The sequence below is a fragment of the uncultured Brachyspira sp. genome, assembly GCF_934747485.1.
Taxonomy (GTDB): Bacteria; Spirochaetota; Brachyspiria; order Brachyspirales; family Brachyspiraceae; genus Brachyspira.
The window spans coordinates 13,288-31,781 of record NZ_CAKVGN010000032.1; the positions used below are offsets into that span (position 1 = coordinate 13,288).

General features: G+C 27.7%; 18 protein-coding genes and 2 tRNA genes. 9 read left to right on the plus strand and 11 right to left on the minus strand.

Annotated features, from left to right (window positions below):
* Positions 1-4: 4 nt before the first annotated feature.
* Positions 5-757 carry an ankyrin repeat domain-containing protein gene (locus Q0H31_RS07215; RefSeq protein ID WP_295296800.1) on the minus strand — a complete coding sequence of 251 codons (753 nt, stop codon included), beginning with the start codon at positions 755-757 and terminating at the stop codon, positions 5-7.
* Between the two features lie 203 nt (positions 758-960).
* Here Q0H31_RS07215 and Q0H31_RS07220 point away from each other — a divergent pair, with 203 nt between their 5' ends.
* Positions 961-1,200, plus strand: a complete 240-nt coding sequence (locus tag Q0H31_RS07220) for a hypothetical protein (protein ID WP_013243392.1) — start codon at positions 961-963, stop codon at positions 1,198-1,200.
* Here Q0H31_RS07220 and Q0H31_RS07225 read toward each other — a convergent pair.
* The 7 genes from Q0H31_RS07225 to Q0H31_RS07255 all read right to left on the minus strand — a co-directional run bounded on the left by Q0H31_RS07225 (position 1,197) and on the right by Q0H31_RS07255 (position 7,887).
* The gene (locus tag Q0H31_RS07225) at positions 1,197-1,670 is read right to left on the minus strand and encodes an ankyrin repeat domain-containing protein (protein ID WP_295296803.1); all 474 of its coding nucleotides are present in this window, start codon (positions 1,668-1,670) and stop codon (positions 1,197-1,199) included. The genes Q0H31_RS07220 and Q0H31_RS07225 overlap by 4 nt on opposite strands.
* Positions 1,671-1,761: 91 nt before the next feature.
* Positions 1,762-3,156 carry a phosphoenolpyruvate-utilizing N-terminal domain-containing protein gene (locus Q0H31_RS07230; protein WP_295296804.1) on the minus strand — a complete coding sequence of 465 codons (1,395 nt, stop codon included), beginning with the start codon at positions 3,154-3,156 and terminating at the stop codon, positions 1,762-1,764.
* A gap of 178 nt (positions 3,157-3,334) precedes the next feature.
* Complete coding sequence (locus Q0H31_RS07235) at positions 3,335-3,796, minus strand: META domain-containing protein (protein ID WP_295296806.1); 462 nt, start codon at positions 3,794-3,796, stop codon at positions 3,335-3,337.
* Positions 3,797-4,093: 297 nt separating this feature from the next.
* Positions 4,094-5,197, minus strand: a complete 1,104-nt coding sequence (rsgA, locus tag Q0H31_RS07240; protein WP_295296808.1) for a ribosome small subunit-dependent GTPase A — start codon at positions 5,195-5,197, stop codon at positions 4,094-4,096.
* Positions 5,198-5,335: 138 nt separating this feature from the next.
* Complete coding sequence (locus tag Q0H31_RS07245; protein WP_295296810.1) at positions 5,336-5,809, minus strand: GNAT family N-acetyltransferase; 474 nt, start codon at positions 5,807-5,809, stop codon at positions 5,336-5,338.
* 68 nt (positions 5,810-5,877) lie between these two features.
* Entirely contained in the window at positions 5,878-7,476 is a 1,599-nt protein-coding gene (locus Q0H31_RS07250) for a potassium/proton antiporter (protein WP_295296811.1), read from the minus strand.
* A gap of 33 nt (positions 7,477-7,509) precedes the next feature.
* A complete protein-coding gene (locus Q0H31_RS07255) occupies positions 7,510-7,887 on the minus strand; it encodes a methionine-R-sulfoxide reductase (protein ID WP_295296813.1) in 378 nt (125 codons plus the stop codon).
* Positions 7,888-8,092: 205 nt separating this feature from the next.
* Here Q0H31_RS07255 and Q0H31_RS07260 point away from each other — a divergent pair.
* From Q0H31_RS07260 to Q0H31_RS07285, 6 genes are all read left to right on the plus strand, one after another.
* A tRNA-Lys gene (locus Q0H31_RS07260) sits at positions 8,093-8,165 on the plus strand.
* A 35-nt stretch (positions 8,166-8,200) separates the two neighbouring features.
* Positions 8,201-8,274 (plus strand) — tRNA-Glu (locus Q0H31_RS07265).
* A gap of 55 nt (positions 8,275-8,329) precedes the next feature.
* On the plus strand, positions 8,330-9,547 hold the full coding sequence (locus tag Q0H31_RS07270; protein ID WP_295296814.1) for an LCP family protein: 1,218 nt from the start codon (positions 8,330-8,332) through the stop codon (positions 9,545-9,547).
* Positions 9,534-9,923: a ribosome silencing factor gene (gene rsfS, locus Q0H31_RS07275; protein WP_295296816.1), complete on the plus strand. Its 390-nt coding sequence runs from the start codon at positions 9,534-9,536 to the stop codon at positions 9,921-9,923. The genes Q0H31_RS07270 and rsfS overlap by 14 nt, the downstream gene beginning before the upstream one ends.
* A 36-nt stretch (positions 9,924-9,959) precedes the next feature.
* Positions 9,960-10,700 (plus strand): hypothetical protein, encoded by a 741-nt coding sequence (locus Q0H31_RS07280; protein WP_295296819.1) that lies wholly within the window; start codon positions 9,960-9,962, stop codon positions 10,698-10,700.
* 8 nt (positions 10,701-10,708) lie between these two features.
* On the plus strand, positions 10,709-11,620 hold the full coding sequence (locus Q0H31_RS07285; RefSeq protein WP_295296820.1) for an alpha/beta hydrolase: 912 nt from the start codon (positions 10,709-10,711) through the stop codon (positions 11,618-11,620).
* On the opposite strand, the gene Q0H31_RS07290 is transcribed toward Q0H31_RS07285, so the two are convergent.
* Positions 11,615-12,082, minus strand: coding sequence for a hypothetical protein (locus tag Q0H31_RS07290; RefSeq protein ID WP_295296822.1), 468 nt, complete (start codon positions 12,080-12,082; stop codon positions 11,615-11,617). The two genes, Q0H31_RS07285 and Q0H31_RS07290, sit on opposite strands and share 6 nt — an antisense overlap.
* A gap of 224 nt (positions 12,083-12,306) precedes the next feature.
* Between Q0H31_RS07290 and gap the strand changes: the two genes are divergently transcribed.
* A complete protein-coding gene (gap, locus tag Q0H31_RS07295; RefSeq protein ID WP_219708259.1) occupies positions 12,307-13,350 on the plus strand; it encodes a type I glyceraldehyde-3-phosphate dehydrogenase in 1,044 nt (347 codons plus the stop codon).
* 114 nt (positions 13,351-13,464) lie between these two features.
* Positions 13,465-14,664, plus strand: a complete 1,200-nt coding sequence (gene pgk / locus Q0H31_RS07300; RefSeq protein ID WP_295296826.1) for a phosphoglycerate kinase — start codon at positions 13,465-13,467, stop codon at positions 14,662-14,664.
* Between the two features lie 206 nt (positions 14,665-14,870).
* Here the strand turns inward: pgk and Q0H31_RS07305 are convergent, their stop codons facing one another.
* Positions 14,871-16,703, minus strand: coding sequence for a methyl-accepting chemotaxis protein (locus Q0H31_RS07305; RefSeq protein WP_295296827.1), 1,833 nt, complete (start codon positions 16,701-16,703; stop codon positions 14,871-14,873).
* 111 nt (positions 16,704-16,814) lie between these two features.
* Positions 16,815-18,275, minus strand: a complete 1,461-nt coding sequence (locus Q0H31_RS07310) for a hypothetical protein (RefSeq protein WP_295296829.1) — start codon at positions 18,273-18,275, stop codon at positions 16,815-16,817.
* Positions 18,276-18,494 lie beyond the last annotated feature (219 nt).

Sequence of the window (18,494 nt, forward strand, 5' to 3'; positions counted from 1 at the left end):
AAAATTAATTTTCAGCACCTAAACTCTCTAAAAGCTCTATTGTCTCGCTATCATTAGCATAATATAAAACACCATCTCCATCTTCATCAGTGCTGTTAATATCAAAATCCAAATCATTAACCAAATATTTGATAACTTCTATATTATCATTTAAAGAAGCAATATGAAGCCCATTAGCATCATAAATATTCTTAGAATCAACTAAATCAGGATGTTCCTGAACCAACATTTTTACTTCATCAACACTTCCAGTACCACAAGCCCACAAAAAAGCATTCCACCCATCTTCATCTTTCATATAAGGATCAGCATTATTATCAAGCAAATATTTCATTATTCCTAAATCCCTATAAAATATAGCAAATATCAAAGGCGTAGCTCCATCTATACTATAACTGTCATCCATAAACTCACTGTATTCACTTTCATCTGTGCTTATAGTATAATCAATTAATTGACTATCCATCTCTACCAATTCTGCCACCCTTTTCAGGCTATGATTCCTTATAGCATCAAATATATCATACTCCTCACTATATTCCCCTTCTTCTCTATCTTCATAAGAAAATGCATAAGAACTCTTAATATCAACAAACTTACCATTTACTTTCACAACATTAGTATACTCTTTATGATATATATTATTAGGGTCGCTAACATAAACTTTATTATTAACAGCAACTTCAGATTCCTTCTTACAAGAAAATAATACTACAACAGATAATACAACAAAAATAATCAACAATATTCTTTTCATAAATGCAAAACCGCCATTCTATATAACTTTTATGCAATTATACTATAAAATACAATTATTTTCTATAGCAAGTATAAATAAAAAACAAATATAAAAAATATTTACTATTTTAATAAATGAACTGTTATAATTAATATAGCAATCTAATTGACTTTTTTAATAAAAAATATTAGACTTTGAACTAAACTATTTTAGGAGATTTTATGGGACATAATATAATAGACGGATATAGAAAAATAGAAGGTAATTATCCAACATATAGAGAATATTTAATACATTTCTACTGTAAAGATTGTTCTAATTTTTGGGCTGTAGATGACAAAGAAATCAATATAGTAGAAGACGATGATTTAACTAATATAGATGATATAATAGATGATTCTGTATCAAACTGCCCTATATGCGGCTCAACAAATATAGCAAGAAGCAATAAAAATAATTAATTATTTAGCTTGTTTTTAATAAGTTCTATAATCTCTTTAGAATCAATTTCATTAGCTAATTGCAATGCATCTTTGTCTTCTTCATTTTTAATGCCTAAATTAGCTCCTTTCTCTATTAATATTTTTGCCACATGAACATTATAATTTTTTAAAGCTATTATTAAAGCAGATTCATTTTTCACATCAACATCATCTAAATTAGCACCATTGTCTATAAGAAAATTCACAGTCTCTATAGCACCGTCCTCAGCAGCATACATAAGAGGAGTCTTATTGCTAAAATCCCTAGCATTTATATTAATTCCAGAATTAAGCATAGCTTTAACTTTTTTTAAATCACCATATAAACAAGCTATATGTATGCTATCATTATTAGAATCCAATCTAATATTTTTTAAAGCTCGTTTTAATATAGGGGTAAGTATAACTAGAGAAACTATTACAATAATTATTATAGTGCTGTGTTCCATAATACAAAATCCTAGGCTTTCAAATCACAACTTAAGAACTACTATAAAAACATAAAATATTTTAATTTAGTAAAAGTATATAATAAACTTATTAATTATTCAAATAAATTATATCTTTATTATTAGTATCTATTACAATATTTTTTCCGTCAAACTTTTTAGCATCTTTATAAACTATATATGGTATATTTAAAGCCTTAAGTAATATAGCTGAATGAGAAATAGAGCTTCCATTCAAAGATATAACCCCTTTAATATTATTAGAAAAATTAGCAATATTTGACACATAAATATTATCTGATATTAAAATAATATCTCCTTTCTCAGGCAATTCTATTTTTTTATCCAACATTACAGCTAATACCTGATTCAAAATATCCTGAATATCATATTTTCTCTCTACCATATAAAAATCATCAAACTCATTAAAACAATCATACATATTTTGCATAATATTAGTATATAAATATAAAGCAGTATGTTTAGAAGTTTCAAGCAAACTATCTACATCGTTAATAACCGCCTCATCAAGAAGCATAGATAAATGAGAATCAAATATAAGAACAGCATCATTAGAAATATTTTTTTCTTCTATCTTCTTTTTTTGCTTTAATATTTCTTTTCTCACAGTTTCTATTGCATATACAAATTTTTCTTTCTCAGTTTTTATATCAATATCTCTCTGCTCTTCATAACCTATTTTTATATCCAAATCAACATACTTAGCCAACCCGCTAATCTTGCCATCACATACAATTTCAAAATCAGAATTAACAGTATAAACTTTTTTTGCTTCATTATCACTAAACTCAAACTTTCCGTCAAATAAATCTTGAAAGAAGTCTGTTAAAATCTGATGATTATCTCCTTTTATATACACTTCCACAACATCATCATTTTGTATATTTAATAAAGATATTTTACTCATACTGTCAGCACAAACAATATTTTTATTTTTAGTTTTGTTAGTAATATATACAGAGCAATTATTTTTAGATATAGTATTCATAAACATGAATATAGGTCTAACATGAAAACCATTTTTTAATTTAACAACATATTCTTTTTTTATATAATCCCTTAAGTTTTCTTGAACATTATCACATTTTTTAGTAAGATTATTTAATTTATCTTCTATCTCATCTATTTTTTTATTTAATGAAGCCTCAGAAGCAGCAATCATTCCCCCCTCTACAATAGGAGCAAATGATATCCTCACATTTTTTTGCTTTTCTTTATCTAACATAGCAACAGCCATTTCGCAATTAACTAAAGCCTCTTTGCTGTCAAAAAATATAATTATGCCATCTTCAGTGTAATTATCATTGATAACTTTATAAATATCATTATGATTAGTACCTAAAAAACTGTTATTTTCCCCTACTCCTCCAGAACAGGCAGCAGATACATTGCCAACTTTATTAATATATTTTTGTAATGCTATTACAAACTCATGACTATCTGAAACAAATATTAAACCAACCACATTTAATCCTTTTATATTTTTTATTAATTAACATATTATTTATAATCTAAAGTATAATAAAAACATAATTTTTTGCAATATCATAATTTATATTATTTCTTAATGCACATTTATTTTTTAAATAAAAAAAGAGTGTCAGAAAATATCTGACACTCCTTATATAATAATAAAATATTTCTTACTGATTATTAGTTACTATTTCTACATTTTTAGTAAAAGTATAAATTAAGTTAGTACCAGAAGTAGTAGTAATAGTTAATACATCGCCATCTAAAGCAATAGTATCAGCACCATTTAATATTTGTAAATATTCCATTTCTGCATTCATATCTTCTTCAGGACCAGCCATTTTAGTAGAACCCATATCATCGCTTAATTTAATTTTATCGCCTTCTAAAGTAAAACCGCCAAAATAATAGTTAATAACAGCTTTACCGCTTAACTCATTAGTAGCAGAAAAAGCAATAGTAACTTCTTTACCCTCATACATATTAGTAAGAGCAAACTCTTTACCTAATAAATCATCAACTGTAATCATAGCAGCATTTACTTTGTCAGTTGTTGTATTTGAAGATTGCCCGCAAGATACTGCGAATATTGCTCCTACAACAGCAAGAACTATTGATAATATTTTTTTCATTTTATTCCTCTCAATTTAATTTTAAGAAGAATTATATTATAATTAAATTTATTATCAATATAAATATTAATAATTTCAATAAAATTTAATATATTTTTTTTAATATTTTGCTATAAAAAATTATTTAGCATCTGATACTTTTAATATTTCTATTATGTTCTGATATCTCTTCTAAGTTGTATAACTTAATAGAGTTTTTTATATTTATCTTCTATGTTTGTGATTTTTTAAGAGTCATTTTTTATTATTGCTCGTGATAAAATCGCTTATTATCAGCTACTAATTTATCATATTAAACTATTTTTTATTATTAACATTCATTTTCTTATAATTATTTCTATGCTTTGTGATTTTCTTTAATGCCATCTTTCTATCTTTTTTTATCTCTATAGAACTTTTTTGCAATTGTCTGTTTTCATTAAGAAGTGTTATATAAGCATCATATCTCTCATAAGGTATTTCATCATTTTCAAGAAGTTCTAATATATAACAATCTGGTTCATGCTGATGAGTGCAATCCTTAAACTTACATTTTTTAGCATACTCTTCCAAATCTTCAAAAGTTTTCTTTATGCCTTTATCATCTTCCCAAAGCCCAAGATTTCTTAAACCCGGAGTATCTATTACAACACCTCCGCTGTCTAATACTAAAAGCTCTCTGTGTGTTGTGGTATGCATTCCTTTAAAATCATACTCTCTCACCTCTTGTGTTTTCATTTTCTCATCTTTCAAAAGATAATTAATAATAGTAGATTTTCCAGCACCAGAAGCCCCTATAAAAACTGATGAAGTATCTTTTTTAATATATTTCAAAAATGTATCAGCATTCTTTCCTGTTTTTGAACTGTAGGCAAATGCTGTTTCATTAGGATAAGTTTCTTTTATAGTTTCTAATAATTCTTTATATTCAGCATCTTCATATAAATCTATTTTACTTATTGCAATTATTGGTTTAATTCCAGAAGTATGAACAACTGACAAATATCTTGCTATAGCTGACATCGGCATTTCATTATCAATACCAACTATTATAAAAGCATAATCAATATTGCTTACTATAGCCTGAATATCGTTTTTTTTAACATTAGCTTTTCTATATAAAATATTTTTTCTAGTGAGTATAGTATCAATAAAAGCATTATTATCCGACTTTTTCATTAGCACCCAATCACCAACAACAGGAAGCTCGCTTTGCACTTCAGAGTTATATCTAATCTTTCCTTTTATTCTTGCTAAAAACTCACCCTCATCAGAAAAAAGTGTGTAGTATCTTTTATTAATTCTTATCACCCTTGCAGGCACAAGTTCTTCATTATTGATTTCTTTTAAAGAATTAATTTTCAAACTTTCTAATGCCAATTTCTCAAAATATTCATCAAAACCAATATCTTTTATTTTCAATATTATTATCCTCTAAATTTTATATTTTTATAATACTAAATTTAGAAGTTTTGTCAATTTAATTATTATTTGTAATAGAATGAGTTTCTAAATCTTTATTTATTTTATCTCTAGGAATATCATTAAATAGAACTTCTTTTAAATATCTATCAGTTGTTTCCATAACCAAATATCAGGTTTTCCTATACCATTAGCATTAGGAAATATCCCAACTATTTTATATCCGTTTTTCTGATAAAATTCATAAGGATGATTATTAATATTTTTTATATTATTAAGTATATATGACATATCTGTATTATTAAAATTAAATTGATGCAAATTGGTTTTATAATCTTCATCATCTGAACCAAGCATAATATTTAATACATTTTTTAATTTAGCCTCTCTTTCAAGCTCTTTTAATAACTTAGAGCCTACCATCATATTTCTATACTCTGATTTTATTATTAGAGGATGAAGTTCACATGTTATATTAGAGTACATCTCTAAAAGTCCTGCATATCCTATCAATATTTTATTTTCTATGTAGCCCAAAGAAATAAAAGATTTATTAACCAATTTTATTATATCATCTGTACTATAAAAACTATTAAATGCTTCTGTCATCATTATTGATATATCTTCAGCATAGTTAATATTTTCTTTAATATTTATAAATATAGATTAAAATATATTCCTCAATCATTATTCCTCATGAGTAAAACATCTCTATACTTTATCACAGTATTTCCGCGAGGTATAATAGTACCGCCATCTCTTTTTATCATCACTATCAAATTATCCTTTGGCAATTTCAAATCTTTTAACTCTTTGTTTTTCCAAGGGTGATTGATATTAATATTTATCTCTTTTAATGTTATGTCATAATATTTTGTTCTTTTAGCATTAAGTATAATTGTATCGCCGCTGTTTATAACAGTGCTTCCATTTGGAATAATGGTTTCATCACCACGCTCTATTGTTATAATGATTGAGTTTTCTGGAAGTTCTATGTCTTTAATTTCTCTGCCAACCCAATGATGATTTTTAGTAATGTTCACTTGTATAAGCTCCATATCATCATCATCAACATAGTCGTTGAAAGTTTTTAATACATTTTCTGCAGAATCAACAAGTCCGAATTTTTTTGCAATAATAGGAAGCAAAGTACCCTGAAAAGATACAGATATAATCGCTAAGAAAAATACAATATGAAATATATCATAACTAATAGCCTCACCATTTACTATAACAAATATAGCAAAAACAATGGAAGCAGCTCCCCTAAGACCTGCCCACATAATTAAAAGCTGTTTTTTTAATGATACCTTAAAAGGAGTTAATATTGCTAATACCGCTATAGGTCTCGATACAAATGTTATAAATAATGCTACAAATATCGCAGTAGGAGCAACATTGGATATTCTTGAAGGAAAAGAAAGAAGCCCAAGCAAGAAAAATAACACCATCTGCATAAGACCAGTAACACCGTCAAAGAAATTAACCAAAGCAACTTTATTTTTAATATTGGTGTTTCCAAGAACTATACCAACTAAATAAACAGCTAAATATCCATTGCCTCCCACTATAGAAGACAGAGAATAAGAAAGCAAAGCAACAGCAAGCACAAATATAGTATCAAGCCCGCTTACTGGAAACTTAAATTTTCTTAAAACATTATAAGCCATAAAAGATATTAAAGCCGCCACTATCACAGCAAACACTATCTGAGCAAACACCATATAAACTATTGAAAGAGGACTGTTTAATGTCTTTCCAATAAGCCCCAAAAATATAACCGTAAGCATATATGACATAGGGTCGTTACTTCCGCTTTCAAGCTCCAAAAGAGAAGCAAGCCCGTCTTTTAGGTTTAAATTCTTTGAACGAAGTATAGAAAACACAGAAGCAGCATCGGTAGACCCAATAACCGAAGCTATTAAAAAACTCTCAAATAATTCAAACTTTAATACAAAATAACATAATACACCCGTAACCATAGAAGTGATAAAAGTACCAACAAATGATAGTAAAAAAGCCTTTTTTGCCACTGGTTTAGCAACTTTCCAATTAGTACCAAAACCTCCGTAAAACATTATAAATATTAAGGTTATAGTACATATCTGCTCTGCTACAACATAATTGTCAAACTCTATTTTTAAAATTCCGTCAGAGCCAAATAACATTCCCAAAACCAAAAAAAGCAAAAGCGAAGGCACCCCTACTTTCATAGATATTTTACTAGCTACTATACAAATTATAATTATTAAAGATGATATTAATATAGCTGTATTCATATTAAAGTATTATAATCCTTATTAATTTAATATTTATTCTTTTTTATTATTTTCTTTAGGCTTAAATATTAATGAAATAGAGTTTACACAATGCCTTGTATTTTTATCTGTTAAATGTTCGCCCTGAAACACATGCCCTAAATGAGCTCCGCAATTATTACATGTAATTTCTATTCTATAGCCGTCTTCATCTAATGACCTTCTAACAGCTCCTTTTATTTCATCATCAAATGAAGGCCATCCGCATTTTGATTTAAACTTATCTTCAGAGCGGTATAATTCAACCCCGCATTGTTTGCAGCAATAAACTCCTTCCTCAAAAAAATCATTATATTCGCCTGTAAAAGGATATTCAGTACCCTTAAATATTATCACATTTCTTTCTTCTTCTGTTAATTTTCTTAACTCCATAAAAAACCTCAATAATAATATAATAATTTTAAAAAATTGTATACTAAAACTTGAAATAAAACTATACTTTTATTATTTTTTTATATTTTTAGCATATATTTATAATAATAATTAAATTTATATATAAAAAATTAGTTTTAATACTTGACAAAAATAAAATAATATAGTAATATAGCCAAACATTAAATTGATAAAGAAAAGAAACGGGCCAATAGCTCAGTCGGTAGAGCATCGCCCTTTTAAGGCGGTTGTCGAAGGTTCGAACCCTTCTTGGCTCATATAGGTTTTATACACCTACAATTACTTTATATATGCCGGTGTGGTGAAGAGGTTTAACACACAGGATTTTCATTCCTGCATTCGCGGGTTCGAAACCCGTCACCGGTTCATCTACTTGCCATATCTGTAAATGATATGGTTTTTTTATAGCTATAATATTTTTATGAAAATTAAAAACAACGATAATAATACCAAAGCATTAAAAACCATAAGCAATGCCAATAAAAAAGCTCTAATTATATTAATCTCATCAATCGCACTAATCATTATTATCATATCTTTTTTATTATATTATTTTTTATACAGTCAAATAGATTCTGCAAGAAAAAATGATGAAGAGTTATATTTTTCTATATTATTTATCAATGAAAACAATGAACCTTATGGAGCATATATAGGAGCAGTATCAAGTTTACATAATAGAATCGGATTAATAGGGCTTCCAAGAAATGTAGCTCTTTGGAAAAATAAAAAAGACAATCCTATACCTCTAAAAGAATTATATAAAGAAGGAGGCGATTCTGCAGTATTTAATGCCATAGAAAACACTCTTGATAAAAAAATAACATACAAAATCACTCTTGATAATAACAGCATATCAGACATAATAGATTTAATCGGCGGAGTAAAAATGTATGTAGAAGAGCCTATACATTATATAGCAAAAAACAGCCTTTATAATATTAATTTTGATATTGGAGAATGGATTTTTCAGGGAAATAAAGTAGTATCATATTTACATTATATTAGTATGAAGCAATATGAGGATATAGAAACATTATATAGACTTGAAGATGTTATTATTAATTTAATGATTAGTTTTATACAAAGCCCAGAACTTAAATCTATGATAATTAGAAAGGATATGAGAAATGCTATATACTCAAAAATAAAAAGTAATTTAAGACCTCCGGATATTAAGGCTATATTGAAAATAATATCAAACAGCAGTGAAAAAAGCTTGATAGTACAAAATATTGATGCGAGAGTTGATGAAAAAGGAATACTTATTCCGCTACTCGAAGGAAGTGCTTTTATAAAACAGATAGAAGATTTGGCTTTATATGTTGGATTAAAAACAGAGAGAAGCGAATTAAACAATGAAGATGTTAGTTTAATAATTTTAAATGGAACTGATGTTTCAGGACTTGCTGATAGAATAAATATTAGAATGCGTTATAGAGGGTTTGCGGCTGGAGAGTATGGAAATTTCCCGGCTAAAGTGTATAATAGCATAGTTCTTATAAGAAACGGAGAGATAGAGAAGTCTTTTATGGTTGCTAATGAATGCAGAATAAGCAGAATATATGCTAAAACAGATAGAAGGCTTTTAAATAATGCAGTATTAATTTTGGGGTATGATTACTATGAAATTCAATGATTCAAACAAAACAAAAAAAATGATAGACAGAGAAATGGCTAAAAGTTTAACTCTAAAAGCAGCAAAAGCTTTAGATGATAAAAAACTTGAAGATATAGTAATATTAGATTTGGACGGTGTTACTACCCTTTCAGATTTTTTTATTATAGCAACAGCATCTTCTGCTCCTCAAATGAAGGCTGGCTCTGATGCTGTTTATAAAGAATTAAAGGAAGAGGGTGTTACTCCTTATGCAGAAAATGATAACAATTCTGATTCTTTGTGGTATTTAACAGATTACGGATTTTTGGTAATACATTTGTTTACACAAGAAGGAAGAGAGTATTATGATTTGGATAAATTATGGCATGAAGCTAAAAAAATAGATATGAATTAAATTTTTTAAAAATAAAGTTATTTTATGGAGAGTGTTATGAAAAAAATTGTTATTTTATCTTTTTTATTTTTATTTGCTAAATTATCATTTGCAGAAAGCGGCTGGCAATTAGGGGCTACAGTACCTATTGGGGCTAGTTTTAGTTTTTATAATGTTTATTTTTCTAAAGATGCTCCTCAAAGCTATAAAGATAATTATAGAAAAAATAGCGGTACGGTTGGCTTTGATGCCGGCATAACTTTTCAGGCTGGATATTTAGTAACTGATGAAGAGAAAGGAATAAGTTTACTTGTAGATATAGGTTATTCTCATGATTCTTTTGGGCTAAAAAGCTCATACAAAGATGAAACTACTCAGCAAGATGTAAATGTGAGAGAATATTATACTTTTGAAAACATGCAAATTGGTATACTTCCTAAATTCCATTATAATAATTTTGCTTTTGGGCTTGGTATTGGTGTAAAGGTACCTCTATATCTCACACATTCTGCTGAGTTTTTTAATGATAATACAAGCACTAAAACTTTTAGTTATTATGATGTAGGAAAAATTGATGATGTAATGAAAAATATTGTAATGACATATATTAAACTTACTTTTGATTATTCTTTTAATATTCAAGATAATGTTGCTTTATTAGTTGGAGCGTATATAGGCACTGATTTCGGTATAGATTTAAGAGGGGCAGAAAAAGTTCTTGTTGAAAGCAGAAACTTGGCTTCTTTAGATATAGGTGCACAAGTGGGAATGAAATTTGGTACTACTATAGGCAATTAAGAACTAACATGATATTTATAATAATAATATTACTTTTAACTATTATTATAATATCAAATTATTATGTACAGTTAGTTTTAATTAAAGGCAAAAAAAGAGTACTTGAAATCAAAAAAAACAGCAAAGAAGAAACTGAAGAAGAGCTGCTTGCAAAAGAAAAAAGAAGAGAATGGTTTGAAAAATCTCAAGCAGACATATATACTACAACTTCTGATAACTTAAAAGTACATGCTCATTTTATAGAAAATAAAAGCTCTAATATTTACACAATAGTGGTTCATGGCTACGAAAGTAAAGGCTCTAATATGAGGTATTATGCTGAGAAGTTTTTTAATATGGGGCATAATGTTCTTCTTATAGATTTAAGAGCTCATGGATTAAGTGAGGGTAATTTTTATGGTATGGGTTATTTAGAAAAAGAGGATATTCTCGCTTGGATTAAATATATATTATCAATTAATAGCAATGCTGATATTATTTTATTTGGAATTTCTATGGGGGCAGAATCTATAATGATTGCTTTGTCTGAAAACATTCCTTCAAATGTTAAGCTTGCCATAGAAGATTCCGGATATACTAATGCAAATGAACAGCTTGGAAACAGATTAAAAATAAGCTATCATCTGCCCTATTTTCCATTTATACCTGCAATATCATTAATAACAAAACTAAGAATAGGATATTTTTTTTATCAAGCTGATGCTTTAAAATCTGTATCAAAGACAAGAACACCTATACTATTTATTCATGGAAGTGAAGATGATTTAGTGCCTTTAGATATGATGGAGAGGTTATATAATGCTTGTTCGTCAAAAAAAGATAAATTAATTATAGAGGGGGCTTTGCATATAAGTTCTGCAAAACATAATGAAAAACTGTATTGGGAAAAAATAAAAGAGTTTATATCACAATATTTATAAATTATTATTTGTTGCTGTATTAGTTTCTACAATGCGGTTTGTATAGAGAGAATATAGCCTATATGAAGCTTTATCTATAGTATATGCTTTATTATTCATTTCAAAAGCGTATAACTCCCAATTATAATGGTCAAGTATTTTGAATTGAAAAATATATTTATTTGTATCTATTGTACCTATGATATCTACATAACGCATATAATCATCTTCTGCTATAAAATCTTCCCATTCAACAGTATTAAAAGATGATATCAAATCCTCTATTTTTATATCAGGGTACATTGTAAAAGAACTTTTTTTTATTAAACCTATAGCATCAAATTTTCTGCTTCTAACATCTATATCATTGGTATATACATTATTTGTCATATTAGCAGTATATTGTTTACTTTCATAAACTATATTTTTTTCACAAGATATGATAAAAACAAACAATAATGAAATAATTAATAATTTATTCATTACTTAAAAACCCTACCATTTTTAATATATAATTAAAACAATAAATTTCAATTATATTTTTTTACTAAATAATATAATTTAACTATGTCGGAAAATAAAACAAATAAAATTATGTTAGATAAAATTAAAAATATTAAATTATCCTTGACTTAAATTTTTATTTATGATAGCATAGATTTTATATGTTCGTATATAGAATATTATTTTAATTAAGGAGTAATTTTATGGCTGTAAAAGTAGCAATAAATGGTTTTGGACGTATCGGTCGTCTAGTTTTTCAGGCATTAGTAGAACGCGGTTTATTAGGTAAAGAGATAGATGTAGTAGGTGTTGTTGATGTTAGTACTGATGCTAAATATTTTGCTTATCAATTAAAATATGACTCTGTTCATGGCAGAATGAAAGCTGACATTACAACAGAAGGTGAAGATGTATTAGTAGTTAACGGCAACAAAATTAAATGTATCGGTGCTACTAAAGAATTAAAAGACCTTCCTTGGAAAGATTTAGGTGTTGAATATGTAATCGAATCTACTGGTCTTTTCACTGACAAAGAAAAAGCTGAAGGTCATATAGCTGCAGGTGCTAAAAAAGTTATTATATCTGCTCCTGGTAAAGGTGATTTAAGAACTTTCGTTTATGGTGTTAACCATGAAGAATATGACCCTTCTAAACATCATGTAGTATCAAATGCTTCTTGTACTACTAACTGTTTAGCTCCATTAGTACATGTTCTTCTTAAAGAAGGTATCGGTATAGAAACTGGTCTTATGACTACTATTCACTCTTATACTGCTACTCAAAAAACAGTAGACGGTCCTTCTAAAAAAGACTGGAGAGGCGGACGTGCTGCTGCTGTGAACACTATACCATCTACTACTGGTGCTGCTAAAGCTGTTGGTGAAGTTTTACCAGTTACTAAAGGTAAATTAACAGGTATGAGTTTCAGAGTTGCTACTCCAGATGTATCTGTTGTAGACTTAACTTTCAGAAGTGAAAAAGATACTTCTATTGAAGAAATCGATGCTTTAATGAAAAAAGCTTCTGAATCTTATATGAAAGGTGTTTTAGGTTATTGTAATGAAGAATTAGTATCTAGCGACTTCATACATGATAACAGAAGCTCTATTTACGATTCTTTAGCTACAGTTCAAAACAATTTAAAAGGCGAGAAAAGATTCTTTAAAATCGTTTCTTGGTATGATAATGAATGGGGTTATTCTAACAGAGTAATTGATTTATTATTATATATGTACAACAAAAAATAATAATAAGTTATAATAATTAATTTATTAGGCTATAATAAGGGTGCATAATATTAAATTATAGCACCCTTTTAATTTTTAATGAGCTGAAAAATAAAAATATACAAGGAGTTAATAATGAAAAAATCAGTAAAAGATATAGACATTAAGGGCAAAAAAGTCATAATGAGAGTGGACTTCAATGTACCTCTTGATAAAGAAACAAGCTCTAAAATCACAGACACTACAAGAGTAGATGCTGCTATACCTACTATTGAGTATATTCTCTCTCAGGGTGCTTCTCTTATACTTATGAGCCATTTAGGAAGACCTAAGGGAGAACCTAATCCTAAATATTCTCTAAAACCTGTTTATGATTATTTAAAAACTAAACTTCCTAACAATAAAGTTATTTTTGCTAATGATTGTGTAGGTGAAGAAGTAAAAAAACTTGCTTCTGAATTAAAGTCAGGAGATGTATTACTTCTTGAAAACTTAAGATATCATGCTGAAGAAGAGAAAAATGATGCAGCATTCTCAAAACAATTAGCTGAGTTGGCTGATGTTTATGTTAATGATGCATTTGGTACTGCACACAGAGCACATGCTTCTACTGCTGGTATAGTATCTGCTAAAGCTGGAATGCCTGCTGTTGCTGGTTTCTTAATGGAGAAAGAGATACAGTATTTGGGTGATGCTGTTGCTAACCCTGCTCGTCCTTTTGTTGCTATAATTGGAGGAGCTAAAGTTTCTTCTAAAATCTCTGTACTTAAAAACTTACTTAACAAAGTAGACACTTTAATTGTTGTAGGCGGTATGGCTTATACTTTCTTTAAGGCTAAAGGATTAGAAATAGGTGCTTCTTTATGTGAAGATGATTATATTTCTACTGCTAAAGAGATTATGGATAAAGCTAAAGAATTAAACAAAACTTTATATTTACCTGTTGATAACGTTATTGCTGATAAATTCGATAATGATGCTGCTATAAAAGTTGTAGATTCTACTGCTATACCTGCTGGTTGGATGGGTATGGACGTTGGACCTAAAACTTTAACAGAAATTGAAGGCATACTTAAAAATGCTAAAACTGTTGTTTGGAATGGACCATTAGGTGTATTTGAAATGGCTAATTTTGCTAAGGGTACTTTTGAGGTAGCTAAGTTTATTGCTAATTCTGGAGCTGTAAGCATTATCGGAGGAGGCGACAGTGTATCTGCTGTTAATAAATCTGGTGTTGCTGACAAGATGACTCACGTATCTACAGGAGGCGGTGCTTCTTTAGAGTTCCTTGAAGGTATTGAATTACCGGGAATTGCTGTATTACAAGATAAATAATATTATTTAATTTTCTATAATTGAAATAGTAAACCCGTAGGAACTATGGTTCCTGCGGGTTTTTTATTGTGATAATAGTTCTAATAATTATTTTATAAATATGTTATAAACTTAGCATATATTTTTTATTTAAACTTTACGCAGCCTTATTATTTTAAATATACTTCTTTTGCTCGAAAAAGAAACAGATATCTGCTAATAATTAATTACATCTTTTTAAACTTAAAATAAGAAATATTTTCAGCTATATGTTCTGTTTTATTTAATATTTCTTTGCTTGAAACAGCACTGTCATTTGCAAGAGAGCTATTTCTTTGCGTAATATCATTAATAGAAGAAACGCTTATATTAATTTGTTCAATATTATCTTTCTCTTCCTCTGCAGCATTTGATATATTAACTAATGAATTTGATACTTCTGTAACAAAATTATTAATTTCTTCTAATATAGAAGATGACTCTGATACGGTTTCATAACCTGAATCTATTTTTTGAATCGTACTTTCTACTATAGCTGTAATATCATCAGCAGATTTAGCAGAAGTTTGTGCTAAATTCCTAACTTCACTTGCTACAACTGCAAAACCTTTACCTTGCTCGCCTGCTCTCGCTGCCTCAACAGCGGCATTAAGAGCTAATATGTTAGTTTGAAAAGCTATAGACTGTATCATTTTAATAATTTCTGATATACTTTTACTTGCCTCAGATATTTCAGTCATATTTGACAATGTTTTTGATACTATATCAACTCCTCTGCTCGTATATTCTAATGCCTTCTCACTTGTTTCTTTTGCCTTATTAGTATTAACATAAGTTTCTGTAATTGAAGAAGATAATGATTCTATAGCACTAGCCAATTCATTAATTGAAGATGACTGAGAAAGCGTTTTTACAGACAAATCGCTATTACCTGAAGATATTTTATCCATTTCACTATTAATAGAATCTATATCCAATTTTAAATTATAAATCACCGAACTAATATTCTTTTGCATTTCATATATAGAAGATGATAATACATCAGCTATATTATGCTTAGCTTTAATAGTATTATTATCAATATCAAAATTACCTAATGCCATTTTATTTATATGCTTAACTGCTTCATTTAAAGTATTAGTAATAGGTATAGTAATAACTGTAACTAAAACAATCTCTAATATTATAGAAAGCATAATAATCATCAATAAATAAAATGTTAATTTACCTACACTTGATTTTAAATCATTATTATTACCTTTAGCTATTATATACCAAGGAAGCCCCTTTATTTCTTTTATACCATACCATTCATTTCTCAAAACTGATACTGCACTGCCATTTTTTATGCTGCTTTTCACATTGGCAAATTCAGGTATATTAAAAGCTAAATATTTAGAATTAAGCAAATAATCTTTATTATCATGATTAAAATATCTTCCATCTTCCAAAACTACAAAAAACTCATATCCTTTATCATTTTTTATTTTATTAATTATTTCTTGTATTTTTGCAAAATAAACATCTAATGCCACAACCCCTTTTAAATTACCCGCAGAATCTGACACCTTCTTTGATAATGTTATTATTACAGAATCAACAGATATATCAGTATATGGTTCCGTTACAAAAATATTATTAGTATTAACAGCTCCTATATACCACTCTCTGCTTGTTTGGTCATAATCGCCCGGTATATCTCCAAGAGCTGTTATAAATTGTCCGCCCTGAGAATAAGGTACTGTATTTCCAAAATATATATCAAATATTTCTTTATCTGATGCTTTTACATTAGAAACAGATAAATTAATATAATATTCAGGCAAATCTGATTTTATAAAATTTTCTGCTGCATCCACTTTTACGCTATATTCAGATATCCATTCTAAAATATTTGCTGAAACATCTTCCATCATATATGAAACATCATATATAAAATTTTGTTTATAACTATTATAATAAACTAAATATATAGGAATACAAATTAACACAAAAAATATAAAATAAGGTATAACAAATTTTAACACCACTGATTTTCTGCTAACTCTTGATTTATCCATATAAAAACTCCTAATTAGTTTATAAATAATATAAAAATATAATATTATTGTCAATAATTTTTTTATATTAAATTTAATATTAATAAAATTTATATATCTTAATAATTCCAGTTATTTTTCAATTAACCATTCATCGCCATATTGTTTTACTTGCAAAATTACAAACTTTCCCATATCCTCATTACTAATGCATAAAACATTATCATCATCAGAATAAATTGTTATATCCCTAAGCTTCATTTGATTATTTATGATATCAAGATAAGAATCAATCTCCTGAGTTGCCAAAAACCAGTCAGCATCCATACCTTCTAAAGCTCCGTCATTTTGTTTATTTTCTTCCAAATTCTTTTTTATCTCTTCAAAACTATTCTCTAAACTTTTTATATAATTATCAGAAAAATATCCTGATTCTTTAAACTTAGATATATAATCATAAGCATTGCCCATATTAACTTCATAATATCCTCCATTTTCAAAATTAAACTCCGCTATCTTTTGGAAAGCTTCATTTATTTCATCATAATTTTGAGCATACCATTTACATGCATTATAATATGCTTTCTCTTTAGTGCTTTTATCATTAAAGTCAATTTGTTCAGGCACTTTTTTATATATACCAGTAAATCCATAGCTTCCATTAGGCTCTGTTACCATAATAGTATCAGCATTTATAGGCTGAATTGATATAATATATCCTCCATCGCCACCCGCAACTTCTTCATAATCTAAAGTATAAGAACCTATACTGCAATAAGGCTCAACATACTGATTTTCTTCTAATATCATTTTACTAACATCTGTGCTTTGAATATTGGTTACTATCTCACCATTTTCATTTGTAATTATGCTAATAGCATATAAATAAAAACTCTCATCATCATTTTTCTTAAGCTCAATAGAAGCATTATTGTTTGAATATATAGCGTCAAAATTATAATTATTAATATCCCCTACTTCTTCTGGCTTATAATCTGATTCTTCTATTAATATACCTTCCTGTCTTTCATTATATTCATTAAAAGTTACATCTGCTTTATTCTCATAAGGAAAATTATCAAAGTTAGGATTTTCTTTTACTTCTCTGTAATAGTAATTAGAATAATAATTTTCTCTTTCCCATTTAGTTATTATAGTTTCAACAGGGTCCCATTCATATCCCACATAATTATCCTCATAAAGAATTCCATTTTTTACAGAAAAACCTTTGTAGTTTGTAGCAATATTGCTTGGTCCTTTTTCGTATCTATCTTGTATATTATAAAGTTCATAATAATAGGCATTAGTACCATCTAAAGAAGATTCAAATATATAATTTTTATTTTCTCTATAATTTCCAGCATCAAATACATACTCTATATCACCATTATCTTTAAAAGTGTATTTAGCTCTGCCGCTTATAATTATTTTATTTTTTACCTTTGCTAAAAATGCAGCATCTGACTGTGATAATATTTTTGTTGCTGGTATAGTTTCATTTGTTTGATTAGTTTGAATATTTTCTGTTTGTGTATTACCGCAGGAAATGATTATAAAAATCAATATTGCAATAATAAAAATAAACTTTTTCATATTTTAACCCTAATATATATTATAATTTTGTATAATAAGTGAAAATTACTAAAATTTCAATTATGAAAGATTTTAATAAAAAAGTATTTATATATTTTTTATAATAAACTCACACAAAATTTTATATTATATTATCATAAATAATAAGGGGCTGTCCTAGATAACTAAAAAAGCTCCTTTCTTGCTAAATTATATATAATTTCCAACTGTTTTTCAACT